General features: G+C 64.9%; 23 protein-coding genes and 2 pseudogenes. 17 read left to right on the top strand and 8 right to left on the bottom strand.

Annotated features, from left to right (window positions below):
- Window positions 1-41 precede the first annotated feature (41 nt).
- On the bottom strand, window positions 42-980 hold the full coding sequence (locus tag ACUXVA_RS17255; RefSeq protein WP_445487225.1) for a DMT family transporter: 939 nt from the start codon (window positions 978-980) through the stop codon (window positions 42-44).
- A 106-nt stretch (window positions 981-1,086) separates the two neighbouring features.
- Between ACUXVA_RS17255 and pdxR the strand changes: the two genes are divergently transcribed.
- Both pdxR and ACUXVA_RS17245 read left to right on the top strand, forming a co-directional pair.
- Window positions 1,087-2,562, top strand: coding sequence for a MocR-like pyridoxine biosynthesis transcription factor PdxR (gene pdxR / locus ACUXVA_RS17250; RefSeq protein ID WP_445487223.1), 1,476 nt, complete (start codon window positions 1,087-1,089; stop codon window positions 2,560-2,562).
- An 89-nt stretch (window positions 2,563-2,651) separates the two neighbouring features.
- Window positions 2,652-3,431 carry a class II aldolase/adducin family protein gene (locus ACUXVA_RS17245; protein WP_445487221.1) on the top strand — a complete coding sequence of 260 codons (780 nt, stop codon included), beginning with the start codon at window positions 2,652-2,654 and terminating at the stop codon, window positions 3,429-3,431.
- A gap of 103 nt (window positions 3,432-3,534) precedes the next feature.
- Here ACUXVA_RS17245 and ACUXVA_RS17240 read toward each other — a convergent pair whose 3' ends face one another.
- From ACUXVA_RS17240 to ACUXVA_RS17220, 5 genes and pseudogenes are all read right to left on the bottom strand, one after another.
- Window positions 3,535-3,750, bottom strand: coding sequence for a hypothetical protein (locus ACUXVA_RS17240; RefSeq protein ID WP_445487219.1), 216 nt, complete (start codon window positions 3,748-3,750; stop codon window positions 3,535-3,537).
- A gap of 237 nt (window positions 3,751-3,987) precedes the next feature.
- Window positions 3,988-5,394, bottom strand: coding sequence for a M20/M25/M40 family metallo-hydrolase (locus ACUXVA_RS17235; protein ID WP_445487217.1), 1,407 nt, complete (start codon window positions 5,392-5,394; stop codon window positions 3,988-3,990).
- A 10-nt stretch (window positions 5,395-5,404) separates the two neighbouring features.
- A pseudogene (locus ACUXVA_RS17230) lies at window positions 5,405-6,693 on the bottom strand (glycosyltransferase family 87 protein).
- 116 nt (window positions 6,694-6,809) lie between these two features.
- Window positions 6,810-8,285 carry an ArnT family glycosyltransferase gene (locus ACUXVA_RS17225; RefSeq protein WP_265079203.1) on the bottom strand — a complete coding sequence of 492 codons (1,476 nt, stop codon included), beginning with the start codon at window positions 8,283-8,285 and terminating at the stop codon, window positions 6,810-6,812.
- 52 nt (window positions 8,286-8,337) lie between these two features.
- A pseudogene (locus ACUXVA_RS17220) lies at window positions 8,338-9,895 on the bottom strand (helicase HerA-like C-terminal domain-containing protein).
- Window positions 9,896-10,263: 368 nt separating this feature from the next.
- Between ACUXVA_RS17220 and ACUXVA_RS17215 the strand changes: the two are divergent.
- From ACUXVA_RS17215 to ACUXVA_RS17145, 15 genes are all read left to right on the top strand, one after another.
- Complete coding sequence (locus ACUXVA_RS17215) at window positions 10,264-10,629, top strand: DUF2267 domain-containing protein (RefSeq protein WP_265079205.1); 366 nt, start codon at window positions 10,264-10,266, stop codon at window positions 10,627-10,629.
- A gap of 23 nt (window positions 10,630-10,652) precedes the next feature.
- Window positions 10,653-11,060 carry a DUF4332 domain-containing protein gene (locus ACUXVA_RS17210; RefSeq protein WP_445487214.1) on the top strand — a complete coding sequence of 136 codons (408 nt, stop codon included), beginning with the start codon at window positions 10,653-10,655 and terminating at the stop codon, window positions 11,058-11,060.
- Between the two features lie 74 nt (window positions 11,061-11,134).
- On the top strand, window positions 11,135-11,737 hold the full coding sequence (locus ACUXVA_RS17205; protein ID WP_265079207.1) for a YitT family protein: 603 nt from the start codon (window positions 11,135-11,137) through the stop codon (window positions 11,735-11,737).
- A gap of 50 nt (window positions 11,738-11,787) precedes the next feature.
- On the top strand, window positions 11,788-12,639 hold the full coding sequence (gene folP, locus ACUXVA_RS17200; RefSeq protein ID WP_445487212.1) for a dihydropteroate synthase: 852 nt from the start codon (window positions 11,788-11,790) through the stop codon (window positions 12,637-12,639).
- Entirely contained in the window at window positions 12,636-13,001 is a 366-nt protein-coding gene (gene folB, locus ACUXVA_RS17195; protein WP_265079209.1) for a dihydroneopterin aldolase, read from the top strand. Before folP ends, folB begins: the two co-directional genes overlap by 4 nt.
- Before the next feature lie 2 nt (window positions 13,002-13,003).
- On the top strand, window positions 13,004-13,495 hold the full coding sequence (folK, locus tag ACUXVA_RS17190; RefSeq protein WP_265079210.1) for a 2-amino-4-hydroxy-6-hydroxymethyldihydropteridine diphosphokinase: 492 nt from the start codon (window positions 13,004-13,006) through the stop codon (window positions 13,493-13,495).
- A 203-nt stretch (window positions 13,496-13,698) separates the two neighbouring features.
- On the top strand, window positions 13,699-15,564 hold the full coding sequence (locus ACUXVA_RS17185) for a methylmalonyl-CoA mutase family protein (RefSeq protein ID WP_445487209.1): 1,866 nt from the start codon (window positions 13,699-13,701) through the stop codon (window positions 15,562-15,564).
- 2 nt (window positions 15,565-15,566) lie between these two features.
- Window positions 15,567-16,031 (top strand): GFA family protein, encoded by a 465-nt coding sequence (locus ACUXVA_RS17180; protein WP_265079212.1) that lies wholly within the window; start codon window positions 15,567-15,569, stop codon window positions 16,029-16,031.
- Window positions 16,024-16,200, top strand: a complete 177-nt coding sequence (locus ACUXVA_RS17175; RefSeq protein ID WP_265079213.1) for a hypothetical protein — start codon at window positions 16,024-16,026, stop codon at window positions 16,198-16,200. Before ACUXVA_RS17180 ends, ACUXVA_RS17175 begins: the two co-directional genes overlap by 8 nt.
- On the top strand, window positions 16,197-18,353 hold the full coding sequence (gene scpA, locus ACUXVA_RS17170; RefSeq protein ID WP_445487207.1) for a methylmalonyl-CoA mutase: 2,157 nt from the start codon (window positions 16,197-16,199) through the stop codon (window positions 18,351-18,353). The genes ACUXVA_RS17175 and scpA overlap by 4 nt, the downstream gene beginning before the upstream one ends.
- A 144-nt stretch (window positions 18,354-18,497) precedes the next feature.
- A complete protein-coding gene (locus ACUXVA_RS17165; protein ID WP_265079214.1) occupies window positions 18,498-19,274 on the top strand; it encodes a DUF3298 and DUF4163 domain-containing protein in 777 nt (258 codons plus the stop codon).
- Entirely contained in the window at window positions 19,261-20,250 is a 990-nt protein-coding gene (meaB, locus tag ACUXVA_RS17160) for a methylmalonyl Co-A mutase-associated GTPase MeaB (protein ID WP_265079215.1), read from the top strand. The genes ACUXVA_RS17165 and meaB overlap by 14 nt, the downstream gene beginning before the upstream one ends.
- A 1-nt stretch (window position 20,251) precedes the next feature.
- Window positions 20,252-20,929 (top strand): pyroglutamyl-peptidase I, encoded by a 678-nt coding sequence (locus ACUXVA_RS17155; protein ID WP_265079216.1) that lies wholly within the window; start codon window positions 20,252-20,254, stop codon window positions 20,927-20,929.
- A 118-nt stretch (window positions 20,930-21,047) separates the two neighbouring features.
- A complete protein-coding gene (locus tag ACUXVA_RS17150) occupies window positions 21,048-22,295 on the top strand; it encodes a multidrug effflux MFS transporter (protein WP_265079217.1) in 1,248 nt (415 codons plus the stop codon).
- A gap of 76 nt (window positions 22,296-22,371) precedes the next feature.
- Entirely contained in the window at window positions 22,372-22,674 is a 303-nt protein-coding gene (locus ACUXVA_RS17145) for a hypothetical protein (protein ID WP_265079218.1), read from the top strand.
- Between the two features lie 69 nt (window positions 22,675-22,743).
- Here ACUXVA_RS17145 and ACUXVA_RS17140 read toward each other — a convergent pair whose 3' ends face one another.
- Together ACUXVA_RS17140 and ACUXVA_RS17135 are read right to left on the bottom strand one after the other, a co-directional pair.
- The gene (locus ACUXVA_RS17140) at window positions 22,744-23,778 is read right to left on the bottom strand and encodes a zinc-dependent alcohol dehydrogenase (protein ID WP_265079219.1); all 1,035 of its coding nucleotides are present in this window, start codon (window positions 23,776-23,778) and stop codon (window positions 22,744-22,746) included.
- Between the two features lie 84 nt (window positions 23,779-23,862).
- Complete coding sequence (locus tag ACUXVA_RS17135; RefSeq protein ID WP_265079220.1) at window positions 23,863-25,245, bottom strand: NAD-dependent succinate-semialdehyde dehydrogenase; 1,383 nt, start codon at window positions 25,243-25,245, stop codon at window positions 23,863-23,865.
- Window positions 25,246-25,544 lie beyond the last annotated feature (299 nt).

Genomic DNA, 25,544 nt, shown 5'->3' with positions numbered 1-25,544 from the left:
TCTTCAGCGCTCCGCCCAAGTTGCCGGGCGGCCACAACGGATCAAGTGCGAACGACATCGGCTACGCCGGTCCGCGCTTCGGTCATGCGGCCGCTCGACATCGTACCTAGCGCGATGCCGCAGAGAATCATCGCCATCGCCAACAGCAGCGAAAGGCTGACGGATTCACCGAGCAGCAGCGCCGACGCCGCGACGCCCATGACCGGCGTGGCGAGCAGGCCCAGCGACGTGACGGTGGCCGGCAGGCTGCGGTTGATCAAGACCATGGCCCAGTGCGCGAGCGCGGTGCCGACGATTCCGGCAAACAGGAACAGGCCGGCAAGCTCACGGGTCCAGACGATGCCGCTCGGCGGGCCATCCTGCAGCCACGCGATCGCCCCCAGCAGCAAAGTGGCAAGCAATGCCTGCCAGAAGACCAGCTGGAACGGCGTCGATACCCAGCGATGGCTGCGCACATAGACGATGTTGGCGGCCCAGCACAATGCCGCGAGCAGCAACAACCCGTTGCCGAGCAGCGCGCGGCGGTCGTGCCAGTCGAACGCCAGCGGATTGAACATCCAGGCGATGCCCGCCATGCCCAGCGCTATCCCCACCAGCCGTTGCGGCGTCGTCGGTTCGCGCAAAAGCAGCCATGCTGCGGGCGCGACCCACAGCGGCGTGGTGTAGCCCAGCACGATGGAGCGGCCGACCGCCACCGATTGCAGGCCGAAGCCGACCAGCACCGAGAAGGCGCCCATATGCAGGACCGCGACAGCGACGATCACCGGGACGTCGCCGCGGCGCGGGACGATCAGTTGGCCGCGCAGCAGCAGCACGACAAACAATGTCACCGTAGCGATCCCGGAGCGGATCGCGACCGACCACAGCGGCGATACGCTCTGCACGAGGGCTTTCGTCACGACCCAGTTCAGCCCCCACGCCACGACAACGAACGCGAACAGCAGCAGCGCCGCTCGGCGCGAGAGAAAATGTGAGGTCATCGTTCGATCGCTTTCTGGTGCCCGCGGCACTCGACATGCGATCCACCCTAGGATCTACTGGCCTTCACGAAAGATCCATTTTGCGAAATATGACTGAGCCAGTTGGATGAACGAAGTTCTCGCAGGGCTGGTCGATGTCGAACGCACGGACGGCGGCGTGACGCTGACCCGGCAGCTCTACGACCAGTTGCGCGCGACGATGCTGAGCGGCGCGTGGCCACCGGACCATCGCCTGCCGTCGAGCCGCGACCTGGCACGCCAGCTCGGCGTCTCCCGCAACACCGTGTCGGGGGTCATCGACCAACTGGCCATGGAAGGCTATCTCGACGTCGCGCAGGGCCGCCGTCCCACCGTCGCCGCGAGCGCCGCTACCAAGCTCGTTGGCGGCAACGCCGTGGCGCGCCATGCCCGGAAGCCGCGGTATACCTCCCGATGGGCCGAGCGGCTGCGAAAGGCCGACTGGCCGTTCCAGGAAGGCCCGGCGCGACCGCTGGCGCCGGCCCACGCCGATGCAAGGACGTTTCCCCACGATGTCTGGGCGCGCTGCCTGCGCCGCGCCGCGCGGCATGCCCCGCGGGGCGCCGCGGCGCTCAACCGTATGTCGCTGCGCGCCGCCCTGCTCCGCCATCTGGTCGAGCATCGCGGGGTGCACGCCGAGGCGCGACAGATCATCATCCTGCCATCCGCCCAGTCTGCGATCGAACTGACGGCACGGATGCTGCTCAATGCCGGTGACATCGCCTGGGTGGAGAGCCCCGGCTATGGCGGCGCGCGCGCTGCAATGGAAGCTGCCGGCGCCGAGGTGCGCGGCGTGCCGCTGGATCGCAACGGCCTCGCATGGAATGGCCGCCGCGACCGGCCGCGGCTGATTTTCGTCACGCCTTCGCATCAGCATCCCACCGGTCGGCTGATGCCGATCAACCGTCGGCGCGAACTGCTACGCTTCGCCGATGAGGCCGGCGCTACTGTGATCGAGGACGACTACGACAGCGAGATCCACTATGACGGCCGGCCGGTCGCGGCGCTTCAGGGCCTCGACGCCACCGGCCGCGTGTTCTACGTCGGCACCTTCTCGAAATCGACCTTTGCGGATATCCGCTGCGGCTATGTGATCGTGCCGCCCGATCTGGCCGAGTTGTTCGAGACAGCGCAGCGCCACAGCGGCCAGATCATGCCGGCGCCGGTGCAGGATGCCTTGGCCGAGTTCATCGACGACGGTCACTTCGCCGCGCACATTCGCAAGATGACGCGCATCTACCGCGCCCGGCGCGACCGGCTGGTGCAGGCGCTCTCGGCCGCCGCCGGCGCGCATCTCACCCTTGAGCCGCCGGCCGGGGGCGTCCAGTTGCTGGCGCATCTCGATGCCCGGCTCGACGATCGCACGGTCGCCGCGCGCCTGGCCGCAGCCGGCGTCACCGCCCGGCCGCTGTCGCCGCACTTCACGGGTGCGATCGGCGGCCAGGGTCTGTTCCTCGGCTTTGCCGCCTGGAACGAGCCGGAGATCGACGCTGCCGCCGCGACCATCGGCCGGGTGCTCGGGGACATGAGCGGACCCGCGGGGAAACGCCGACGAAAAGCATGACTGGCCCGCGAAGCGGCTGGCTTGCTGCCCCGCAGGAGCCGGACTAGGCTTTGGTCAACGGTCACAAGCAATCATCGGGAGAAATCGGCATGTCACCAGCAGAAGCGCGCCTCAAGGAAGTGCCATCCGACATGACCGAGGCCGAATGGACCCAGCGCGTCAATCTGGCCGCGGCGTATCGGCTGGTGGCCTATTACGGCTGGGACGACTTGGTCGACACCCACATCTCGGCTCGCGTCCCCGGCCCGGAGCATCACTTCCTGATCAATCCCTACGGCCTGATGTTCGACGAAATCACCGCCTCCAGCCTGGTCAAGATCGACCTGCACGGCAACCAGCTGACCGAGAGCGACTACAGCATCAACCCGGCCGGCTTCACCATCCACTCGGCCATCCATGAGGTCCGCGAGGACGCCGGCTGTGTCATGCATCTGCACACGCCGGATGGCACCGCGGTCGCGAGTTGCCTGGAAGGCCTGCAGCCGCTGAACCAGACCGCTCGGCTGGTCACCCACGATCTCGCTTATCACGACTATGAAGGCATCGCGCTCGACCATGACGAACGCCCGCGCCTGCAGAAGGATCTGGGCGAGCACAACTTCATGCTGTTGCGCAACCACGGCACCCTGACCGTCGGCCGCTCGGTGGCCTCTGCATTCGAGCGCATGTTCCATCTGGAACGCGCCTGCACCATGCAGGTGCGCACCCGGATGCTGGGTCCGGTCGCCTATCCGGTCGACCAGGCGGTCATCGACAAGAACACCCAGGTGGTGTCGAATCCCGACCGCGCCGAATTGCGGTCCACCCGGCTGGTCTGGCCGCCGCTGTTGCGCAAGCTCGACCGCCTCGATCCCTCTTACAAGAACTGATTTTTCAGCTATAGTGGTCCCACAAACCTCTGCACTGAATCAAAACGCCGTCCAATTCCGGACGGCGTTTTTATTTTTGGAACGAGCTCCCGCGGACGAGATTTTACGGGCGCATGAACATGAAGTCGGTTTCCGGGTCGCAATTGTCGGCGACAAAACGAAGCTCCGACTGCACGTCGGGCACCGGCCGGGTCTCAAGGTACTTGCCGACGACCAGACTCAGCAGCGCGCGGCAGGTGCTGTCGGAATCCACGCCCTCCGCATGTGCCTGGCTCATCGCCGCGAAAAAATGCAGTTTTGCGATTTCGGTTGCTGTCATCCGGGCTTCCTCTGCTGCATTTCTGTCACGAAGGCGCGGAGATGTCTTGATCTGAGTCAAGATGATCCGCCGAGCGCCTGGAGGCGCAAACTTCTCAACTGTCGTCACCCGGCCTGCGCGCAATTGCGCGCCAGGACCGGGTGACCCAGTAGACGCCGGCCTGAGTATACTGGATCGCCCGGTCAAGCCGGGCGACAACAGCAACAATTACTGCTCGCTCTTTCTTGAAGAACGCCGTTACTTCTTTCCCTCCGCGAACGCCGCGAGAATGCGCGCCCACGAACGGATGCCCTTGTGGAAACTTTTCAGGTCGTACTTCTCGTTCGGCGAATGGATGTTGTCGTCGTCGAGCCCGAAACCGACCAGCACAGTGTCGAGGCCCAGCGTGCGCTTGAAGTCGGCGACGATCGGGATCGAGGCGCCCGAGGCGATCAGCAGTGCATCCTTGCCCCACTCGTCGGTCAGCGCCGCCTTCGCCGCGGCGAGCGGTTTCATGTTCCAGTCGAGCGCGATCGCCGGCGCGTTGGAGTGATCGAGAAATTCCGCGGTGCAGTCGCCCGGCAGACGCGCCAGCACATAGGCGCGGAATGCATCGCGGACCTTGACGGGATCCTGGCCCTCGACGATGCGGAACGAGACTTTTGCTGAAGCGTGCGACGCGATCACCGTCTTGGAGCCCTCGCCGGTGTAGCCGCCGACGATGCCGTTGATGTCGCAGGTCGGCCGCGACGAAATCTGCTCGATCAGTTCGCGGTCCTTTTCTCCGGCTGGGATCGACAGCCCGATCGGCTTCAGGAATGTCTCGGCGGTGAGGCCCAGCTTCTTCCACTGCGCCAGGATCTCCGGCGGCAGATCCTTCACGCCATCGTAGTAGCCGGGGATGGTGATGCGGCCGTTGTCGTCGTGCAGCCCGCCGAGAATCCGCGTCAGCACCCGGATCGGATTCTGCGCGCCGCCGCCATAGATGCCGGAATGCAGGTCGCGGTTGGCGGCGGTGATCTTCACTTCTTCATAGACGAGGCCGCGCAGCGCCGTGGTGATCGCCGGCGTGTCGGAATCCCACATGCCGGTATCGCAGACCACGGCGAAATCGGCGGCAAGATCTTTCTTGTTGCCCTCGAGGAAGGGCACAAAATTCTTCGAGCCGACTTCCTCCTCGCCCTCGATGCAGATGGTGAGATCGACCGGCAACGCCCCAGTCACCTTCACCCAGGCGCGGCAGGCTTCCACGAAGGTGGAGAGCTGCCCCTTGTCGTCCTGCGCGCCGCGCGCGACGATGATGTCGCGACCGTCGGCATGCTTGGTCACCACCGGCTCGAACGGCGGGCGGTTCCAGAGATTCAACGGGTCGACCGGCTGCACGTCGTAATGGCCGTAGAACAGGATATGCGGCCGCGTGCCGGTGTTCCCCTTGGCCGTGGCGACGATCGCCGGATGTCCGGCGGTCGGCCGCACTTCGGCGTCGAAGCCAAGCGAGGCGATGTCCGCGGCGAGATGTTCGGCCGCCTTCTTGCAGTCGTCGGTGAAGGCAGGATCGGCCGAGATCGACTTGATCCGCAGCAGCGCGAACAGCCGCTCCAGGCTCTGGTCGAAATCGGCATCGATGCGATCGAGGACAGGCTGCAGTTGCGACGTGCTGGACATCAGATCTTCCTCAGGCGGGGCGTGAACCTTTTGACGCATCGACGAGTGTCGACGCAGGCGCATGATGCATATGCCAGATCAATCCGGCAACAATGAGCGCGGTGGCGGCGAGGTTGTTACCCCACGCCTGCAGCATGGTCGGGAACAGCGGCAGCGACAGCGCCATCAGCGCCCCCGCCAGACCGAGCAGTGTCCACGTTCCCGTGCGCACCGCGGGCCGCGCGTCGAACGCGGCGCGATGCATCAGCACCGTCAGCGGCAGGAACAGCCAGATGAAGTAATATTGCCGCGACAATGGCGAGGCCACCGTCATCAGGCAGAACAGGATGCCGAGCTCTTCCGCCGTCGATCGCGGCGTCATTCTGTTGCGCGCGGGGATGACTAGGATGAAGCCAAGCCCGATCAGTCCGGCCACCGCCAGCACGATCCAGTTCGCGGTCTTGTAGTCGACCGAGACCACGTTCATGTAACCGGGCTGTTTCTGGGGTTCGTCCATGTAATAGTTGATCGGCCGCACCAGACGGTGCGTCACCGCGATCAGCGACTGGTTGACCCACGACCAGTTCTGCTCGTCGCGCTGGCCAAATCCCTTCTCGGAACTGGAGCCGACCATTGCGGAGAACCAGGTCTTGAGCTCGGCAGCGTTGCGCTCGAAACCGCGCACCGGCGCCGGCACCACATACAAGAGCAGCAAGGTGCAGACGATCATGCTCGCGGACGCGGCCCATCGGCGACGCCACAGCAGATAGGGCAGCACCGCGACCGGAAACACCTTGATGGCGGTGGCCAGCGCGAACATGCCCCCGCCCCACACCGGCCGGCCCTTCTGCATCAGCCAGAAGCCGAGCAGCATCAGCGCCAGCAGCACGAGGTTGGGCTGGCCGAGATCGTATTGATCGAACACGAAGGTAATGGTGGCGAAGCCCGGCAGCGCCATCAGCCATGGCCCCGGGATTTTTCGGAGCCGGTCATCGCGTTGCTGAGCTGGCTGGTCAGGGCCCAGGCCACCGAGTTCAGAATCGAGAGCGCGAGATAGAACGGAATCTTGCCGAAGAAGGTCGGGATCGCCAGCATGATCGCGGGCGGCGGCGGATAGATGAAATCCAGCGTACCGCGTGTCAGCCGCGTATAGAGATCGCCGCCGTGCAGCACCTGCTGGCCGGCCCAGAACCACAGCGAATAGTCCTTGGTCTTGCCGGCGCCGAAGATCTCCGGGACCAACACGTCTGCCGTCAGCAGCAGGCAGGTGAACAAAAACAGGACATCCAGCGGACGCCGCAAAGATGGCCATCTCAGCACAAGCGGTTCTCACGGTTTTGGCAGCAGCAGGTTCGCGCTTGGTAGCAGCATTGGAAATCGGCTGCAATTGACCGCTGCCGGCGCCCGCGCCGCGACCTTATCGGGGCTTCACACCCTCAATGGGGCACGATTTCCACGATATTGGCGCCGCTCTTGTCCCTGATGGCGGCATGGGCGACGAAGCGGAGATCCGGCCTGCCGGCCGACAGCGCCGCCACGTCCGCCGGCGTCAGCAGCGCGAGCGCCGGCGCCGTCAGCTGGCCGATCTGTGCCAGCGAGACGACCCGCACCGGCGCCGCCACATGGGCCAGGATATTGACGTTGGCTACGTCGCTGCTCACGTAAAGCGTGCCGGGCCGCAGCGTCCGCACCGCCTCGATGGTTTGCGCCGCGATCGTGGCTTGCCGGAACGCATCCGGCGCCAACGGCATGGCGATCCAGCCAAGCAGGATCAGATAGCTGGAGATCGCGATCACCACCGTATTGCCGGCACCGATCAGCCGCGGATGGCTGCTCCACCACCTGTCGTAAAGGATGCCGCCGAGTACCGCGAGCGCCAGATTGGCCGGCATCGCATAGCGTGTCGCCACCCCGCCCGGCCACGCCAGCAGTGCCAGCGTGCCGACGCCGGCATACAGCACGACGGCTAGCACAAGGTCGTTGTCGCGAAGGTCTTGCTTGCGCGCCAGCGCCACGATCGCCGGGCCGAGCAGCAGCGAGCCCGGCAGCCATTCCACGAAGATGCTGACGATGAAGTCGAGATGATCGCGCAGCCATCGCCCCATCCCCATGCCTTCGGCCAGCCGCGAATGATTGCGCCAGGCCGCGAGATCGCCGGGCTGCATCACGGCAAAATACCAGGCGCCGACGAGAATCGCGGCCACCGCATTGGCAATGATGAAGCCGGGCATGTCGCGCCAGCGCCGCCGGATCAGCAGATAGGCACCAACGCCCAGCGTGAAATAGGCGATCGGCTGCGGCCCCTTGGTCAGCCCCGCGGCCGCGAGCAGCAGGCCGACCAGCAGCCAGCGCGGGAACGAGACTGCTCCCCTCTCGGATCCTCTCCACCAGACGAGGAAAGCGGCGAACAGCAGCGCCGAGAGCATGACATCGGGCTCGGCGGTGACGAATTTCTGCCCGACCATGGAACAGGCGAACCAGCACAGCGCGCCGAACACCGCCGGCGGCGTGCGCGTCAGCGGGCGCACCAGGTTGAACACCATCAGCCCGCCCGCGAGCAGGAACAGCAGATGCGGGACGCGGGCGCTCCACAGCGTCACGCCGCCGAACGGCCAGCTCAGCGCCGCCGCGATCCACGACAGCAGCACCGGTCGCTCGACGAAACGGTTGCCGTAGAGATGCGGCGCCAGCCAGTTGCCGTCCTCGAACGCGCCCCGCGCCAGCCCGATCACCGTGCCTTCCTCGTAATGCGCGCCACGCAGCGCCACCGCAGGAAAAGCGAACACCGCCCACAGCAATACCACCCAGACCCAGCCCGGAATGTCGAGGCTGCGCAGCCGCGCCACTTGCGCGAGAAACCAGCCATAGGCGACGTCGGTGATCGGCGCCGTCGAATTCGATTGTCGATCCATCAATTGCTTCCAATGAGAGCGTTCCCGGCCTTCGGGACGGGAGGGACGAACCCTATCGCTTCAGGATCCCGCCGAGTGTGCCGCGCACGATCTCGCGGCCGATCGAACTGCCCAGCGAACCGCCCACCGACTTGCCGACGCTGGCTGCGATGCCGCCAACAACCTGGTTGCTGACGGAGCGCGCGACATTGCGCGCAATCACCTGTCCGGTCGACAGTTTGCCACGTGAAACACCGGTGCCGAAAATGCTGCCGACGATGGAGCCAAGCTGGCCGAGGATGCCACCGCCTGACGCGCCTGCGGTCGCCGCGGTACCGGCGATGCGCTTTTGCAGAACCTCATAGGCGGATTCGGAGTCGATGGTGGTGTCGTACTTGCCCTTCACCGGGCTCGCCGCCATGATCGCCTTGCGCTCCTCCGGCGTGACCGGCCCGATCCGTGCTGAAGGCGGCCGCACCATCACCCGCTCAACCATGGCTGGCGTGCCGTTACCTTCCAGGAACGACACCAGCGCCTCGCCCTTGCCGAGTTGGGTAATGACGGCAGCGGTATCCAGCTTGGGATTGGGACGGAAGGTCTGTGCTGCGGCTTGCACCGCCTTCTGGTCGCGCGGGGTGAAGGCGCGCAGCGCGTGCTGGACCCGGTTACCGAGCTGCGCCAGCACCTTGTCGGGGACGTCGATCGGATTTTGCGTCACGAAGTAGACGCCGACGCCCTTGGAGCGGATCAGCCGCACCACCTGTTCGATCTTGTCCATCAGCGCCTTGGGCGCATCGTTGAACAACAGGTGCGCCTCGTCGAAGAAGAACACCAGTTTCGGCTTCGGCGGGTCACCCGCTTCAGGCAATTCCTCGAACAGCTCCGACAGCATCCACAGCAGGAAGGTGGCGTAGAGCTGCGGGCTCTGCATCAACTTGTCGGCGACCAGGATATTGATCATGCCGCGCCCGTCGCGGTCGGTACGCATGAAGTCCTTCAACTGCAGTGCCGGCTCTCCGAAGAACTTGTCCGCACCCTGGTTCTCCAGCACCAGCAGCCTGGCGCTGGATCGTCCCGATGGTCTGCTTGGAGACGTTGCCATACTGCGTCGTCAGTTCGGATGCGTGTTCAGCCACATATGACAGGATCGCCCGCAGGTCCTTCATGTCCATCAGCAGCAGGCCCTGCTCGTCGGCAACCCGGAATGCGATGTTCAATACGCCTTCCTGGACCTCGTTGAGATCCATCATCCGGCTCAGCAAGAGCGGCCCCATTTCCGAAACGGTGGCGCGGACCGGATGGCCCTGCTCGCCGAAGACATCCCAGAAAATCGTCGAGAACTGGTCCGGCTGGAACGTCAACGCCATTTCCTTGGCGCGGGCGAGGATGAAATCCTTGCCCTCTCCCGCTTCGGCAATGCCGGACAGGTCGCCCTTGATGTCGGCGGCAAAAACAGGAACGCCGGCGCGGGCAAATCCTTCAGCCATCACCTGCAGCGACACGGTTTTTCCCGTTCCCGTCGCACCGGTCACGAGGCCATGGCGATTGGCGAGGCCAAGCGTCAGCCAGGCCGGCTGCTCGCCCTTGCCGATGAAGATCTTGTCGTCAGTATCCCCGGTGCCGGTTCCCATGGTCGGTATCGCCTCTTCACGCGCAGGAAGGAGAATATCTCAACCGCGCAATGTGATTCATCGTCGCAATCCCGACAGCTTATGGCATCTTGACGGTCGATTGAAACGTTCAAAGCGCGCGGCTGCCGCACCGCAAGACAAAAATCGAGCGCCCCATTGACGGACGTCAATACGGCCGACCACGTAGCGCGATAGAATAAAATTGACGAGACGTTCATATTTGATCTTGCATTGATGCAACACTCATCGCGTGATTGAAATCGGCGTCGGCGTTTCCACCCGCCTACGCTTGTAATTCGGATCACAGCGGCTCAAGATCATTCCGGAATTCAAAAACACCGGCGAAAAGCCGGCAGAGGCGGGGCGCAATGGACGAGTTGATCGAACAGCTGGCCACCAAGGTCGGCATAGACAAGGCTGTGGCTGAGAAGACCATCGGCATCATCCTGGGCTTCCTTCGCAACGAAGGGCCTTCCACTCAGGTCCAGGCGCTGATCGACAAGATCCCCGGTGCGGAAGCGGCGATTGAATCCTCCGGCACGTCCGGCGGGCTCGGCGGATTGATGGGCGGCGGCCTGATGGCGCTTGGCAGCAAGCTGATGGGCCTCGGCCTCGGCATGGGCGAAATCCAGAGCGTCGCCCGTGAACTTTTCAAATTCGGTCGCGACAAAATCGGGGCGGATCAGATGGGCGAGATCATCGCCGGGACGCCCGGTCTCAGCCAGTTCGCTTAAGCACCTTCATTTTTCTGAGTACCATGACATATCCCATCTCCAAGATTGACGGCCTGACGGCCTTCGCAGCGTCCAAACTGAAATCCGCCGGCATTCGCACCATGGAAGGTCTGCTTGAGGCCGCCCACACCGCGAAAGGCCGAAAGGAGCTTTCGGCCAAGACCGGATTCAGCGAGCAGCAGTTGCTGGAATGGGCCAACCTTGCGGACTACCTGCGGATTCCCGGGATGGGCAAGGCAAAGGCTGAATTGTTGCGGGCCTCGGGCGTCAATACCGTGCGCGAACTCACGCATCGCAATCCCGTCCGCCTGGCCCAGGCCATGAAAGAGGCCAATGACAAGCGCAAGCTCGTCCAGGTGATGCCGTCGGAAAAGTCAGTCGGACAGCCGATCGAGAAGGCACGCAGCCTGCCGCTGAAGATCACCTATTGAGCCCGTCTCGATCTTCCCGTGCGTGGCGGCCCCGCGGCCTCAAGTCCGCCAGCCAGATCCATCTGACCTGACGCATGCAGCCGCAACGCCACAGGTTTTACGAGGACATGCTGGCGCTACTGACCGGCACGCTGCTGGTGTCGCTCGGCATCAGCCTGTACTCGAAGGCCATGCTGATCACGGGCAGTTCGGCTGGCATCGCCTTGCTCCTGCAATACGCGACCGGCTTCGGGTTCGGCACGGTCTTCTTCGCGGTCACCATTCCCTTCTATTATCTCGCCATCAAGCGCATGGGCTGGCCCTTCACGATCAGGACCTTCATCGCGGTGCTGCTGGTGTCGGTATTTTCGCGGCTGACGCCGCTGTGGATTGGCTATTCGATGCTGCAGCCGCTCTATGCTGCGGTGATCGGCGGCGCGCTGATGGGCGTCGGCATGCTGATCCTGTTTCGCCATCGCACCGGGCTCGGCGGCATGAATATCCTGGCGCTCTACCTGCAGGACCACTATGGCATTCGGGCCGGCTATTTTCAGCTCGCCGTCGATGTCGTGATCATGCTGCTGGCCCTTTTCATCCTCGATCTCCAGCAGGTCATTTTGTCAGCGATCGGTGCCGCCGTATTGAACATCATCGTCGGCATGAACCACCGCCCCGGCCGCTATATTGGCATCAGTTGACGCCTGTTCTGCGGCTTGACTCTGCCTATCGGACCGCGCAAAGCCACCGCATGATCGCGCCCCATTCAAGACCCGCGGCCCTGCCAGAACACCACTCCGCGTTGCAGGCGTTCCTGTCGCAGGCGGTCCCGGCGGTGATGGGTGTGCTCAACGTGACGCCGGATTCGTTCTCCGACGGCGGTCACTTTACGGCGCCCGAACAGGCGCTGGCGCAGGCCCGGCGGATGATCGCCGAGGGTGCGGAGATCATCGACCTCGGCGCGGAGTCGACGCGGCCCTACGGGTCACAACCGATTTCGGCGGACGAAGAGTTGCAGCGCCTGCGGCCGGTGCTCGGCGATGTCGTTGCGCTCGGTGTGCCAGTCTCCGTCGACAGCATGAAGGCCAGCGTGATCGCCTGGGCGCTCGGCGCTGGCGCAAGCATTGCCAACGATGTCTGGGGCCTGCACCGCGATCCCGACATGGCGCGCGTCGTCGCCGAACATGGCGCGCCGGTAGTGGTGATGCACAACCGCGACACCGTCGACCCGACCATCGACATCATCAAGGATATCTTAGCGTTTTTTGCACGCTCGCTGGAGATCGCGGCAAAGGCCGGCATCCCCGGCGGGCATATCGTGCTCGATCCCGGCATCGGCTTCGGCAAGACGCCGGAGCAGAGCATGACGGTGCTGGCGCGCCTCGGCGAATTGCAGAGCTTCGGCCTGCCACTGCTGGTCGGCGCGTCGCGCAAGAAATTCATCAGCACCGTGACGCCTTCCGAACCGCAGCAGCGGCTCGGCGGTTCGATCGCGGCGCACCTGCTCGCCACGCAGCGCGGCGCCAGGATCATCCGCGCCCATGACGTGGCGGAAACCGTGCAGGCGCTGCGCGTGGCTGCGGCAATCGAGGAGTTCCGATGAGCGACATCATCTTCATCAAGGGCGTTTCGGTCCATGCCCATCACGGCATTCTCGACTACGAAGGCGTGGTCGGGCAGCGCTTCGTCATCGACATCGAACTGACCGCGGACATCGCCGTCGCCTCGCACAGCGATCGCCTCAGTGACACCGTCTCCTACGCCAACGTGGTGGCGACCGCGATCGCCGCCTTCAAGGACGTCAATTACAAGCTGGTCGAACGCGCCGCCGGTGCCGTCGCCGATGCCGTGCTGGCGCAATTCCCGAAGGTCACCGCCATCAAGGTCACCGTGCACAAGCCGCATGCGCCGATCGCTGCGATCTTCGATGATGTCGGGGTCGTCATCAATCGCGTCAGGTCGTAGCCGTGGCCAGCGTACTGATCGCGCTCGGCGGCAATGTCGGCGACGTCCGCGCCACCTTCCAGAAAGCCATCGCCAATATCTGCGGCATGACGCAAGCCGCCTTGCTGGCGCGCTCCGCCGACTACGCGACGCCGCCGTGGGGCGACGAACAGCAGGCGCGCTTCATCAATGCCTGCATCGAGATAGAGACTGAACTCGACCCACACGCTTTGCTGTTCACGCTGCATCGGATCGAACACAAATTCGGCCGCGACCGGCTCAAGGAGCGGCACTGGGGACCGCGTCCGCTCGACCTCGATCTGCTGGCCTACGACGACTTCAGCATCGCCAAGCCGGAGCTGATGCTGCCGCATCCGCGCATGTTCGAGCGCGCCTTCGTGCTGGTGCCGCTGGCGGAGATCGCGCCGGACCGTGTCATCGCCGGCAAGACCGCACGCACCGCGCTGGCGGGGCTGTCGACCGACGGCATCGAGCGCCTGCCCGACCTCGCCTGACCCCGAAACCGGAACGCTGAACGACGCGGATTCGGTGCGGAATCGATGCGGCAAACCCGCGACCGTTTTGCGGCAGCCGACCCCGCTTTTGCAAACCTCTCGCAATGCCCTGATTTTACGGCAAAACTTCCATTTGGATTTGCCGCCGCCACGTGGCATTTTCCGGGTAACAACGAACATGTCCCCGGGAGCGATATTCCGCGATGCCGACTGCAACTGACGCCCTCACGCTGGCCGCGGATTTCGCGCCGGCCAGCTATGATGACTGGCGCAAGCTGGTCGACGGCGTGCTCAAGGGCGCGCCGTTCGAGAAGCTGGTGAGCAAGACCTATGACGGCCTGAAGATCGCGCCGATCTACGAGCGCGCCCACGGCGCCGCACCGATCGCCGGCCGCGCTGTCGCCGCGCCATGGCAGATCATGCAGCGCATCGACCATCCCGACGCGAAGAAGGCCAACGTCCAGGCGCTGCACGATCTGGAGAACGGCGCCACCGGCCTGACGCTGGTGTTCGGCGCGTCCAACGGCGCGCGTGGCTTCGGGCTGGAGCCGACCGCCGAAACCATCGCCACGGTTCTCGACGGCATCTTCATCGATGCCGGCATCAGTATCGAGCTCAATGTCGGGCCGCAGTCTCGGATGGCCGCGATCCATCTCGCCGAATACATCACGGCGAAAGACATCGATCCCGCCAAATGCAACATCCGCTTCGGCCTCGATCCGCTCGGCGCCTGCGCTGTCTGGGGCTCCAGCGCCTATAACTGGTGGGAGATCGCGCCGGCCATGACCGGCGCGGTGAAGAAGCTCACGGATGCCGGCTTCAAGGGACCGTTCGTGGTCGCCGACGGCCGCGTCATTCACGACGCCGGTGGCTCCGAGGTGCAGGAGCTGGCTTTCGTGCTGGCGACCATGGTCTCCTATCTGCGCGCGCTGGAGGATGCCAACGTCGCGGTCGACGATGCCCGCCGTATGATCTATGCGCGGCTCTCCGCCGATGCCGACCAGTTCCTGACGCTGGCGAAATTCCGCGCGCTGCGGCTGCTGTGGGCGCGGGTCGAGGAAAGCTGCGGGCTCAAGCCGAAGCCGTTGTTCATCGCCGCCGAAACCGCGTGGCGGATGCTGACCCAGCGCGACCCTTACGTGAACATGCTGCGCGCCACGGTGGCAACGTTCTCCGCCGGCCTCGGCGGCGCCAACGCGATCTGCGTGCTGCCGCATACGCTTGCGCTCGGCCTGCCGGATGCCTTTGCCCGCCGCGCCGCGCGCAATACCCAGCCGGTGCTGCTGGAAGAAGCCAACCTCGCCAAGGTGTCCGATCCGGCCGCCGGCGCCGGCGGCATCGAGGCGCTGACCCAGGAGCTGTGCAACGCCGCCTGGGCGCAATTCCAGGACATCGAGAAGAACGGTGGCCTGTTTCAGGCAATCGGCAACAACCTGATCCAGCCCAAGGTGGCGGCGACCCGCGCGGCGCGGCAGGCCAGCATCGCCCGGCGACGCGAAGTGCTGACCGGCGCCAGCGAATTTCCCAATTTGCACGAGCCGCGCGCGACCGTGCTGAAGGCCAAGCCGGTGGAGGCCGCGCCCTACGGCAAGCAGAAGATCAAGTTCAATCCGCTGGAGCCGATCCGGCTGGCCGTGCCGTTCGAAGTCTTGCGCGACAAGTCCGACCATATCCTCGCCCGCAAGGGCGCGCGGCCAAAAGTGTTTCTCGCCAATCTCGGCACGCCAGCCGCCTTCACCGCCCGCGCCGGCTTCGCCAAGAGCCTGTTCGAGACCGGCGGCATCGAGGCGATCGATAGCGACGGCTTCACCGATCCTGCGGTGCTGGCCGAAGCGTTCAAGGCGTCCGGCGCGTCCTTCGCCTGCCTGTGCTCGTCCGACAAGGTCTACGCCGCCCATGCGGCCGCGGCTGCCCGGGCCCTTCAAGCCGCCGGGCCGAAGCATATCTATCTGGCAGGCAAGCCCGGCGAGCAGGAAGCCGCGCTGCGCGATGCCGGCGTGCAGGACTTTGTGTTCGCCGGCGGCGACGCGCTGGCGATGCTGAATGCCGCTTACAGACTGATGGGTTGAACATGGCAGAGGCGCGCGACCCCGTCCTGACCGGTGGCTGCCAGTGCGGCGCGGTGCGCTTCGCCGTCTACGCCGTGCCGACCCGCGTCGCCATCTGCCATTGCCGGATGTGCCAGAAGGCAACCGGCGCGCCGTTCGCCTCCCTGGCCGACATTCCCTTGGAGAATTTTACCTGGACACGCGGCACGCCCGAGACATTTCGCTCGTCCTCGATCGGCGAACGCGATTTCTGCGCCGCCTGCGGCACCCCGCTCAGCTATCGCGAGACCGGCGGGCCCAAGATCGAGATTACCACCGGCGCCTTCGACCGGCCGGATCGCGTGATCCCATCACAGCAGTTCGGCACCGAATCCCGGCTGGGCTGGGTCGCCACCATCACCAACATGCCCAGCAAGAGCACGCTGCAGAACTACGGCGCCGACAAGCTTGGCGGTATTGCCAGTTACCAGCATCCGGATCATGAGTGAGGCACAAGGACGTAGCAAAATGATTGGTCTGCTTTTCGATGTCCTGATGTGGCCTTTCGAGAAAGTGATGAAGAAAGTGCTGTCCAAAGGGCGACCGGATGACCCCGTTTACAAAAAGAACGTTCAGGACTTGATCGAACGCAATCGACGACTTGAGAAATCAGAATGAGCAAGATCCCCGTTTTTGCCCACATCGCCTTCGCGACATCAGCCGCAACCGCTGCGCCATCGCTGGGCGAACCGTGGCTCACGCCCGAAGGCATTCTGGTCAAGCCCGGCTATTCCGAAGCCGATCTCGACGGCATCGATTTTCTCGAGACCTGGCCGGGCATCGCGCCGTTTTTGCGCGGGCCCTACCCGACCATGTATGTCAACCAGCCGTGGACCATCCGGCAATATGCGGGGTTCTCCACCGCGGAAGATTCCAACGCCTTCTATCGTCGCAATCTCGCAGCCGGCCAGAAGGGCCTTTCGGTCGCCTTCGATCTCGCCACCCATCGCGGCTATGACAGCGATCATCCGCGGGTATCGGGCGATGTCGGCATGGCCGGCGTGGCGATCGATTCCATCTACGACATGCGCACGCTGTTCTCCGGCATTCCGCTCGACCAGATGAGCGTGTCGATGACCATGAACGGCGCGGTGCTGCCGATCCTGGCGCTCTATGTCGCCGCCGCCGAAGAACAGGGCGTGCCACCGGAGAAGCTCACCGGAACGATTCAGAACGACATTCTGAAAGAGTTCATGGTGCGCAACACCTACATCTATCCGCCGGCGCCGTCGATGCGGATCATCTCCGACATCTTCGCCTACACCTCGCAGAAGATGCCGAAATACAATTCGATCTCGATATCCGGCTATCACATGCAGGAAGCCGGCGCGACGCAGGACCTCGAGCTGGCCTATACGCTGGCCGACGGCGTCGAATATCTGCGCGCGGGTCTTGCCGCCGGCATCGACGTCGACCGCTTTGCGCCGCGGCTGTCGTTCTTCTGGGCGGTCGGCATGAACTTCTTCATGGAAGTCGCAAAACTGCGCGCGGCGCGACTGCTGTGGGCCAAGCTGCTGACCCAGTTCAATCCGAAGGACCCGAAGTCGCTGAGCCTGCGCACGCACTGCCAGACCTCCGGCTGGTCGCTGACCGCGCAGGACGTCTACAACAACGTCACGCGCACCACCATCGAGGCGATGGCGGCGACGCAGGGCCATACCCAATCGCTGCACACCAATGCGCTCGACGAGGCCCTCGCTTTGCCGACCGACTTCTCCGCGCGCATCGCCCGCAACACCCAGCCGTTCCTGCAGCAGGAGAGCGGCACCAACCGTATCATCGATCCCTGGGGCGGCTCGTATTACGTCGAGCGGCTGACGCAGGAGCTGGCCGCCAAGGCCTGGGGCCATATCCAGGAAGTGGAAGCGCTGGGCGGCATGGCCAAGGCCATCGAGGCCGGCGTGCCCAAGCTGCGCATCGAGGAAGCCTCCGCCAAGACGCAAGCGCGGATCGATGCCGGCCGGCAGTCGGTGATCGGCGTCAACAAGTACAAGCCAGTCGATGAGGCGCCGCTGGATGTGCTCAAGGTGGAGAACTCCACCGTGCGCCGGCTGCAAATCGACAAGCTGGCGCGACTGAAGAAGGAGCGTAGCCAGGCCGACGTCGACGTGGCGCTGACCGCGCTGACGCGTAGCGCGCAAGACGGCAACGGCAATTTGCTGGCGGTGGCCATCGATGCCGCGCGCGCCAAGGCCACCGTCGGCGAAATCTCCGATGCGCTGGAGAAGGTCTACGGCCGGCATCGCGCGGAGATCAAATCCATCACCGGCGTCTACAAGCGGGAGGCCTCCACCATGTCCAATCGCGTCGAGAAGGTGCAGGCGCTGATCGATGCGTTTGAAGACGCCGAGGGCCGCCGCCCGCGCATCCTGGTCGCCAAGATCGGCCAGGACGGCCACGACCGCGGCCAGAAGGTGATCGCCTCCGCCTTCGCAGACATCGGCTTCGACGTCGACATCGGGCCGCTATTCGCCACCGCCGACGAGGCGGCGCGCCAGGCGGTGGAGAACGACGTGCACATCCTCGGCCTGTCGTCGCTGGCGGCAGCGCATCTTACCGCGGTGCCAGAGCTGAAGGCCGCGCTAAAAAAGCTCGGCCGTGACGACATCATGATCATCATCGGCGGCGTGGTGCCGCCGCAGGACTACGCCGAACTCTACAAGGCCGGCGCCGAGGCGATCTTCCCGCCCGGCACGGTGATCGCGGATGCGGCAGAGGAACTGATCCACAAGCTCAATGCGCGACTGGGGCACAGCGAGGCGGCAGAGTAGCGCGATGAAGCATGTGACGATTGGGATATTATGCAGGTTCACTTGCTATTCTTGAAATCCTTCGTCGAACGCCGCATCGCTGAATCCGGCAACTGACATGTTGCTAATGCCGCGCCCGTATCCTCCCACTGCACCGGTACTAAAATGTCCTTCCTCGTCCGCGCCTCCTTGCTGCTCGCCTGTTTCGCGCTCGCCGCGCCCGCCTTCGCCGCCCAGCCGAAACCGGATTTCGCGCTGAAAACAAAATCGCTCGATGCGTCGGTCATTCTGGACAAGAACGTCAAGGCCGATCCGGCGCTGGCGGCGAACTGCCTTGCCGAGGGCAAGAAATGGGTGGCAACCAGCCGCGCCGATGCCGACAAGGAGCGCAAGGCAACGCCGGACATGTTCCGCAACGGCGCCTGGACCGTCGAGCGCAGCTACGACACCCGCTCGGTGGTCGCCGACCGCTATGTCAGCATTGTCAGGAACGACTATACCAACACCGGCGGCGCGCATCCCAACACCGACCTCGACACCATCCTGTGGGACCGGCGAGCGGCCAAGCGCATCAGCATCCGGCCGTTCTTCACCGAGACCGCCAACAACGGACCGGCGCTGACTGCGATCCGCAATGCTGTCGTCGCTGCGCTCACCGCCGAGAAGAAGAAGCGCGGCATCGATCCGCGCGCCGACAGCGACTGGGCCAAGGGCATCGAGCCCAATCTGCTGAAGCTCGGCGCGGTGACGCTGGCGCCGTCGACCGAGGCCGGCAAGAGTTCGGGGCTGACGTTCCACTATCCGCCCGATGCCGTAGGCTCACATGTGGAGGGCGGCTATGTCGCCTTCGTGCCCTGGCCGGTGCTGAAGCCCTATCTGAGCGCGGAAGGCGTCGCGATCTTCGGCGGCGACCGGCCGAAGGGCGACGATGACGAGCCCTAGACCCATCGACATCATCGCGCTGGCGGCGGACGTGCGCGCGGGCTCGCGCGCGGCGCTGGCGCGCGCCATCACGCTGGTGGAAAGCCGCCGCGCCGATCATCAGGCCAAGGCGCGCGAACTGGTGCAGGCACTGCTGCCCGACACCGGCCGCGCCATGCGCGTTGGCATCACCGGCTCGCCCGGCGTCGGCAAATCGACGACGATCGACGTGCTCGGCATGTATCTCATCGCGCAGGGCCACAAGGTCGCGGTGCTAGCGGTGGATCCCTCCTCGGCGCGCACCGGCGGCTCGATCCTCGGCGACAAGACGCGAATGGCGCAGCTGTCGGCGTCCGAGGCGGCGTATATCCGCCCTTCGCCGTCCTCGGGCACGCTGGGCGGCGTCGCGGCGAAGACCCGCGAGGCGATGCTGCTGTGCGAGGCCGCGGGCTTCGACGTGGTGCTGGTGGAAACCGTCGGCATCGGCCAGTCGGAAACCGCGGTCTGCGACATGACCGACTTCTTTCTCGCTCTCATGCTGCCCGGCGGCGGCGACGAGTTGCAGGGCATCAAGAAGGGCCTGATCGAGCTCGCCGACATGATCGCCATCAACAAGGCCGACGGCGACAACCTCAAGCGCGCCACTATCACTGCCGGCGACTATCGCGGCGCGCTGCATATCCTGGCGCCGCGCAGCGAACACTGGCACCCACCGGTGCTGACCTATTCGGCGATGGCGGGCACCGGGATCGCCGAACTCTGGCAGAAGATCTGCGAGCATCGCACCGCGATGCTGGCCTGTGGCGATTTCGAAGCGCGACGGCGCCAGCAGCAGGTGAAGTGGATGTGGACCATGCTGGAGCAGCGCATGATGGCGCGGCTGCGCGCCGATCCCGCCATCCGCGCGCGGGTCAAACAGGTGGAGCATGAGGTGGCCGACGGTCGCATCACCCCGGCGTTGGCCGCCGAGCAGATAGCCACATTGCTGAAGGAGTGACATGACCGCTCCCCTGCGCATCCTGATCACCGGCTTCGGCCCCTTCCCCGGCGCGCCGGTCAATCCGACCCAGCCGCTTGTGGCGCGGCTGCAAAGACTGCGACGGCCGGCGTTCGCCGAGGTGGAACGCATCGCGCACATCTTTCCGGTGAGTTATGGCGCGGTCGATCGCGACCTGCCGCAACTGCTGGCCCAGCATCGGCCGCATGCGCTGCTGATGTTCGGCCTCGCTGCGCGCACGCCGTTCATCCGCGTCGAGACCCGCGCCCGCAATGCCGTCACCATGCTGTGGCCCGACGCCGCGCATACGCGGGTGCGGCAGGCCTGCATCGTGCCCGGCAAGGACGCGCAAAACTTCGGTCCGCACACCGCCAGGCTGCTGCGCGCGGCGCTGGCCAGCGGCGTCGACGTCCGCGCCTCGCGCGATGCCGGGCGCTATCTGTGCAACTATCTGAGCTGGCGCGGCATCGAGACCACAAGGCTGCCCGACGGCCCGCGGCTCGCCGCCTTCATCCACGTGCCGCTGCCGGCGCGCGATGCCGCCTCCAGGCGGATGACCGGGGAACAGCTGGTGGACGCCGGCGAAGCCTTGCTGCTGGAAATGATCCGGCTGACGCGGGCGCGGCTGCGGGAGGCCCGCGGAGGGAACTTGCCGGGACTCACTCCGGTATTTGCCTAAATCTTGCCAAGAACCTGAACAGGCGCCCTTGTTTGCGTGCGGCAGCCATGCAGATGGCTCGCTTGTGCACCGCAGCATGGATGGCCTAAGTGGCGCCTTCTCGAAAGGACGCCCGTTCGTGACCGACATCAATGCCGACGCGTGGGTATCTTCCACCCACCGCCCCATGGGGTTTCCCGAGTTCCTGCTGATGATCGCCGCGATCATGGCGCTGAACCCGCTGGCCATGGACATCATGCTGCCGGCGCTGCCGGAGATCGGCGCGGCGTTCCGCATCAGCGACGGCAACCGGCTGCAGCTGTTGCTGTCGGCGTTCCTAGTGGGCTTCGGGGTCGCCCAGTTCGCCATCGGCCCGCTGGCGGACCGGTTCGGCCGGCGGTCGATCCTGCTCATCGGCATGACCGTCTATTGCATCGCCAGCCTGCTGGCGATCGTGGCGCCGTCATTCGAAACCCTGTTGCTGGCCCGCGTGCTGCAGGGACTGGGCACCGCCGCCACCCGCGTCATCGCCACCTCGATCGTGCGCGACTGTTACACCGGCCGCCGCATGGCCAGCGTGATGTCGCTGGCGATGATGGTGTTCATCTCCGTGCCCATCATCGCGCCGTCATTCGGGCAAGCGGTGATGCTGATGACCCAGTGGCGCGGCATCTTCATCGTCCTGATGGTCTATGGCGTGCTGGCGCTGATCTGGAGCGCGCTGCGGATGCCGGAAACCCTGCCGCTGTCGGAGCGCAAATCGCTGGCAGTTCGCGATGTCCTCGGCGCCTACTGGACCACCATCTCGAACCGGCAGACGCTGGGCTATGCCCTGGCGGCCGGCGCGGTGCAGGGCTCGCTGTTCGGCTATGTCTTCATGTCGGAGCAGATCTTCACCGAGATCTATCACCTCGGGCATTACTTTCCGCTCGCCTTCGCCGGCGTCGCCCTCGGCATCGCCATCGCGGGCTTCATCAATTCGCGTTTCGTCGGCACGATCGGCATGCGGGTGATGTCCCATAGCGGGCTGGTCGCCTATGTCGCTGTCGGCGCGGCCATGCTCGCAGCGGCGAAGCTCAACTTCCTGCCGCTGGCGCTGTTCATGGCGCTGTCGGCGACGATGATGTTCACCTTCGGCCTGATGTTCGCCAACTTCACCGCCATGGCGATGGAGCCGCAGGGCCACATTGCCGGGACCGCCTCGTCGCTGTACGGCACCGTGACCACCCTGCTGGGAATCGGCATCGGCTACACCATCGGCCAAGCCTACAACGGCACGCTGTTGCCGTTCGCTACCGGCTTCTTCCTCTGCACCCTGGCGGCGCTGGCCGTCGTGGCGGTGGTGGAAAAGGGCCGCCTGTTCGCACCCCACAAGAGGGTGTGCTGACCGTCGCCATTATTGGCGACTCCCGGGTGAACCCGGAACCCGTTTGAACGTTGTCCATTTTTACCGGAGCGATCCGATGCCCTATGCGCTGTTCTGTGACGATGCCAAGTTGAGCAGGTCCTACCCCACCGAAGCCGACGTCTGGAAACTGGCGCGCGACAGCGGACTCGTGACCGACATCGAAACCAAGGCCGCACAGCCGACGCCGCGCCGCGTGCTCGACAACGACTACGAAATCCGGCCATGCGAGGCCGAGCCCGGCGAATGCCCGGAAAAGAACAAGGTCGCCGCGCGCGAAGAAAAAGACTTTCAGCTCGAGCTGAAATCGCCGAAGTCCGAGCCGAACGAAGATCTCAGCCCGCTGAAGCGTTCGGCCTGATCCCCCTCGCTGCCAACGCAGCGAGGTTTGTTTCTTGCGGACATCCGGGACAGGAGTGTCAATCCCGGCTCAGCTTGCGCTGATATCAAGCACCACTCGCGCCGGAACGTCGCCGCTTTTCAGGCGGTCGAACACCGAGTTGATCGCCGACAGCGGCTGCAGCTCTATGTCTGCCTTGACCTTGCCCTCGGCGCCGAACGCCAGTGCCTCGGCCATGTCGCCGCGGGTGCCGACGAACGAACCGCGGATGGTGATGCAGTTGGCCACCACGTCGAACAACGGGACCGGGAAATCGCCGGGCGGCAGACCGACCAGCACGCAGGTGCCGCGCTTGCGCGCCATGCCGATGCCCTGCTTGAAGGCGACGAGCGATGGCGCCGTGATCAGCACGCCATGGGCGCCGCCGCTGGTCCCCTTGCGCACCGCTTCCACCGCGTCAGGCGATTTGGCGTTGACCACCAGGTCGGCGCCGAGCTTGGTGGCGTGGGCCAGCTTGCGGTCGTCGATGTCGACAGCGCAGACCTGCAGGCCCATCGCCTTGGCGTACTGGATCGCGAGGTGCCCGAGACCGCCGGCGCCGGAAATCACCATCCATTCGCCGGGCCGGACGTCGGCCACCTTGATGCCCTTGTAGGTGGTGATGCCGGCGCAGATCAGCGGCGCGGCCTGCTGCGGGGTCAACCCATCGGGAATGTGCGCGACATAGTTGGGGTCGGCGATGATGTAGTCGGCGAAGCCGCCGTTCTTGGTGTAGCCGCCGAACTCCGCTTCGCCGCACACGGTTTCCCAGGCAGCCAGGCAATGCTCGCAGTGACCGCAGGCCGAATACAGCCATGGCACACCGATGCGATCGCCCTCCTTGACGATGGTGACGCCGGCGCCCACCGCAGCTACCCGTCCGATGCCTTCATGGCCGGGAATGAACGGCAGATTCGGCTTCAGCGGCCAGTCGCCGCTCGCCGCATGCAGGTCGGTATGACAAACGCCGCAGGCCTCGGTCTTCACCAGAATCTGGCCCGGACCGGGCGTGGGCACATCCCACTCCCGCAGTTGCAGAGGCTTGCCGAATTCTTCGACGACGGCGCATTGCATCTTAAGTGCCATGACGATGTCCTGTTCAGAGAGTGAGCGGAATGGACAATGCGACGCCTGCGCATCGCCCGATGAAAGGAACCTTGCGCAACGGCGCTACAGCGGTGCGTCAACGATGTTGATGCGAACCAGCTTCTTGTTGACGAAGGCCTGGATGCCCATGTCGCCCAGTTCGCGGCCATAGCCGGAATTCTTGATGCCGCCGAACGGCAGTTCGGCGTCCGACCAGGAGATATTGTTGATGAACATCATCCCGGTCTCGACCCGGCTCGCGACGCGCTTGCCGCGCTCGATATCCCCCGTGAAGACCGACCCGCCGAGGCCGAAGTCGGAATCGTTGGCCAGCGCAATCGCCGCGTCCTCATCCTTGACCCGGAAGAACATCGCCACCGGACCGAAGAACTCATCGCGAAAGGCCGGATTGGCGGGCGCCACATCGGTCAGGATCGTCGGCTGCATGTAGGCGCCAACGCGATCGACGCGCTTGCCGCCCATCGCCACCTTGGCGCCGTTGGCGACCGCAACGTCGACTTGGCCGAGCAGCTCCACCAGTGCGCCTTCCGACGACATCGGGCCGAGCGTGGTCTTTTCATCCAGCGGATCGCCGGCCTCGAGCGCGCCCAGCGCCAGCTTGAACTTTTCGAGAAACGCATCGGCGACGCTGTCGACGACGATGAAGCGCTTGGCCGCACAACAGGTCTGGCCGGTGTTGTACATGCGGCCCCACAGCGCCCATTTGACGGTATGCTCCATGTCGGCATCGTCGAGCACGATGAAGGCGTCGCTGCCGCCGAGCTCCATCGACGACGGCTTGAGGTTCTGCCCGGCGCGCGCGGCGATGCTGCGGCCGGCCGGCACGCTGCCGGTCAATGCCACGCCCTTGATGCGGCGATCGTCGATGACGCGGTCCGACTGGTCATGGGTGACGAACAGGTTGGTGTAGAGCCCGGCCGGCGCGCCGGCGTCGATCCACAACTGTTCGAAGTCGATGGCGCATTGCGGGACATTGCTCGCATGCTTCACCACCAGCACATTGCCGGCCATCAGATGCGGACCGGCGACGCGAGCGAGTTGATAGCAGGGGAAATTCCACGGCTCCACGCAGAAGATCACGCCGATCGGCGTGCTTTCCATATGGGCCTCGCCGGCGGTCGGATGCAGCGGCTGCGGCGCCAGGAAGCGCTCGGCATTCTCTGCGTAGTAAGACAGGATGCTCGAACTGAACTCGACCTCGCCGCGCGCCTCATGGATGCGCTTGCCCATTTCCAGGGTCAGCGTGCGTGCATAGAGGTCGGCCTTCTCGTGCAGCAGCTCGGCCGCCCTGGCGACAATCACCGCGCGCTCGGCATAGGTCTTGCGCCGCCACATCTCGTAGCACTGCGCGGCCTGTGCCAGTTTCTGCTCGAGCTGCGCGTCCGTCAGCGGTTCGAATGTCCTGAGGACTTTTCCGGTGGCGGGATTGAGACTCTGATAGGCCATGGCTGTTCTCGTTACTGTTGTCGTGCGACTGGGACGCCTGCGCGGCGGGAACCACGCGACACTGTCTTGGCTATCCGGGAGAGAATTGCTGGGGGACGCTTGCTGAACCTCTGATGGCTCTGTCTGGAGCTCGTGCGTCCAGATAATCCGCGCGCTCGCGGCCGTCGTTGTCCCAGATCAACATTCAGGGATCACGACATCGACCGGCGGATCGCGGAACACGCCGCTGAGGGCGATCGCAGGGTTAACCCTACTGTCACAATCGCGTGCGCGCGCCCTCGCCTGCGCGATCGCGCCGC

This window comes from Rhodopseudomonas sp. RCAM05734, from assembly GCF_052658035.1.
Note: the sequence above shows the minus strand (reverse complement) of the source record. Positions and strands in the feature narration are given on the sequence as shown.

What these genes read in the sequence shown, in the direction of transcription:
- ACUXVA_RS17240 (WP_445487219.1), bottom strand. Translation starts at nt 3,750, where the DNA reads ATGACAGCAACCGAAATCGCAAAACTGCATTTTTTCGCGGCGATGAGC.
- ACUXVA_RS17210 (WP_445487214.1), top strand. Translation starts at nt 10,653, where the DNA reads ATGACATATCCCATCTCCAAGATTGACGGCCTGACGGCCTTCGCAGCG.
- ACUXVA_RS17245 (WP_445487221.1), top strand. Translation starts at nt 2,652, where the DNA reads ATGTCACCAGCAGAAGCGCGCCTCAAGGAAGTGCCATCCGACATGACC.
- ACUXVA_RS17180 (WP_265079212.1), top strand. Translation starts at nt 15,567, where the DNA reads ATGGCAGAGGCGCGCGACCCCGTCCTGACCGGTGGCTGCCAGTGCGGC.
- folB (WP_265079209.1), top strand. Translation starts at nt 12,636, where the DNA reads ATGAGCGACATCATCTTCATCAAGGGCGTTTCGGTCCATGCCCATCAC.
- ACUXVA_RS17145 (WP_265079218.1), top strand. Translation starts at nt 22,372, where the DNA reads ATGCCCTATGCGCTGTTCTGTGACGATGCCAAGTTGAGCAGGTCCTAC.
- ACUXVA_RS17255 (WP_445487225.1), bottom strand. Translation starts at nt 980, where the DNA reads ATGACCTCACATTTTCTCTCGCGCCGAGCGGCGCTGCTGCTGTTCGCG.
- meaB (WP_265079215.1), top strand. Translation starts at nt 19,261, where the DNA reads ATGACGAGCCCTAGACCCATCGACATCATCGCGCTGGCGGCGGACGTG.
- ACUXVA_RS17205 (WP_265079207.1), top strand. Translation starts at nt 11,135, where the DNA reads ATGCAGCCGCAACGCCACAGGTTTTACGAGGACATGCTGGCGCTACTG.
- scpA (WP_445487207.1), top strand. Translation starts at nt 16,197, where the DNA reads ATGAGCAAGATCCCCGTTTTTGCCCACATCGCCTTCGCGACATCAGCC.
- ACUXVA_RS17155 (WP_265079216.1), top strand. Translation starts at nt 20,252, where the DNA reads ATGACCGCTCCCCTGCGCATCCTGATCACCGGCTTCGGCCCCTTCCCC.
- ACUXVA_RS17185 (WP_445487209.1), top strand. Translation starts at nt 13,699, where the DNA reads ATGCCGACTGCAACTGACGCCCTCACGCTGGCCGCGGATTTCGCGCCG.
- ACUXVA_RS17140 (WP_265079219.1), bottom strand. Translation starts at nt 23,778, where the DNA reads ATGGCACTTAAGATGCAATGCGCCGTCGTCGAAGAATTCGGCAAGCCT.
- folP (WP_445487212.1), top strand. Translation starts at nt 11,788, where the DNA reads ATGATCGCGCCCCATTCAAGACCCGCGGCCCTGCCAGAACACCACTCC.
- ACUXVA_RS17235 (WP_445487217.1), bottom strand. Translation starts at nt 5,394, where the DNA reads ATGTCCAGCACGTCGCAACTGCAGCCTGTCCTCGATCGCATCGATGCC.
- ACUXVA_RS17225 (WP_265079203.1), bottom strand. Translation starts at nt 8,285, where the DNA reads ATGGATCGACAATCGAATTCGACGGCGCCGATCACCGACGTCGCCTAT.
- ACUXVA_RS17175 (WP_265079213.1), top strand. Translation starts at nt 16,024, where the DNA reads ATGAGTGAGGCACAAGGACGTAGCAAAATGATTGGTCTGCTTTTCGAT.
- pdxR (WP_445487223.1), top strand. Translation starts at nt 1,087, where the DNA reads ATGAACGAAGTTCTCGCAGGGCTGGTCGATGTCGAACGCACGGACGGC.
- ACUXVA_RS17165 (WP_265079214.1), top strand. Translation starts at nt 18,498, where the DNA reads ATGTCCTTCCTCGTCCGCGCCTCCTTGCTGCTCGCCTGTTTCGCGCTC.
- ACUXVA_RS17215 (WP_265079205.1), top strand. Translation starts at nt 10,264, where the DNA reads ATGGACGAGTTGATCGAACAGCTGGCCACCAAGGTCGGCATAGACAAG.
- ACUXVA_RS17135 (WP_265079220.1), bottom strand. Translation starts at nt 25,245, where the DNA reads ATGGCCTATCAGAGTCTCAATCCCGCCACCGGAAAAGTCCTCAGGACA.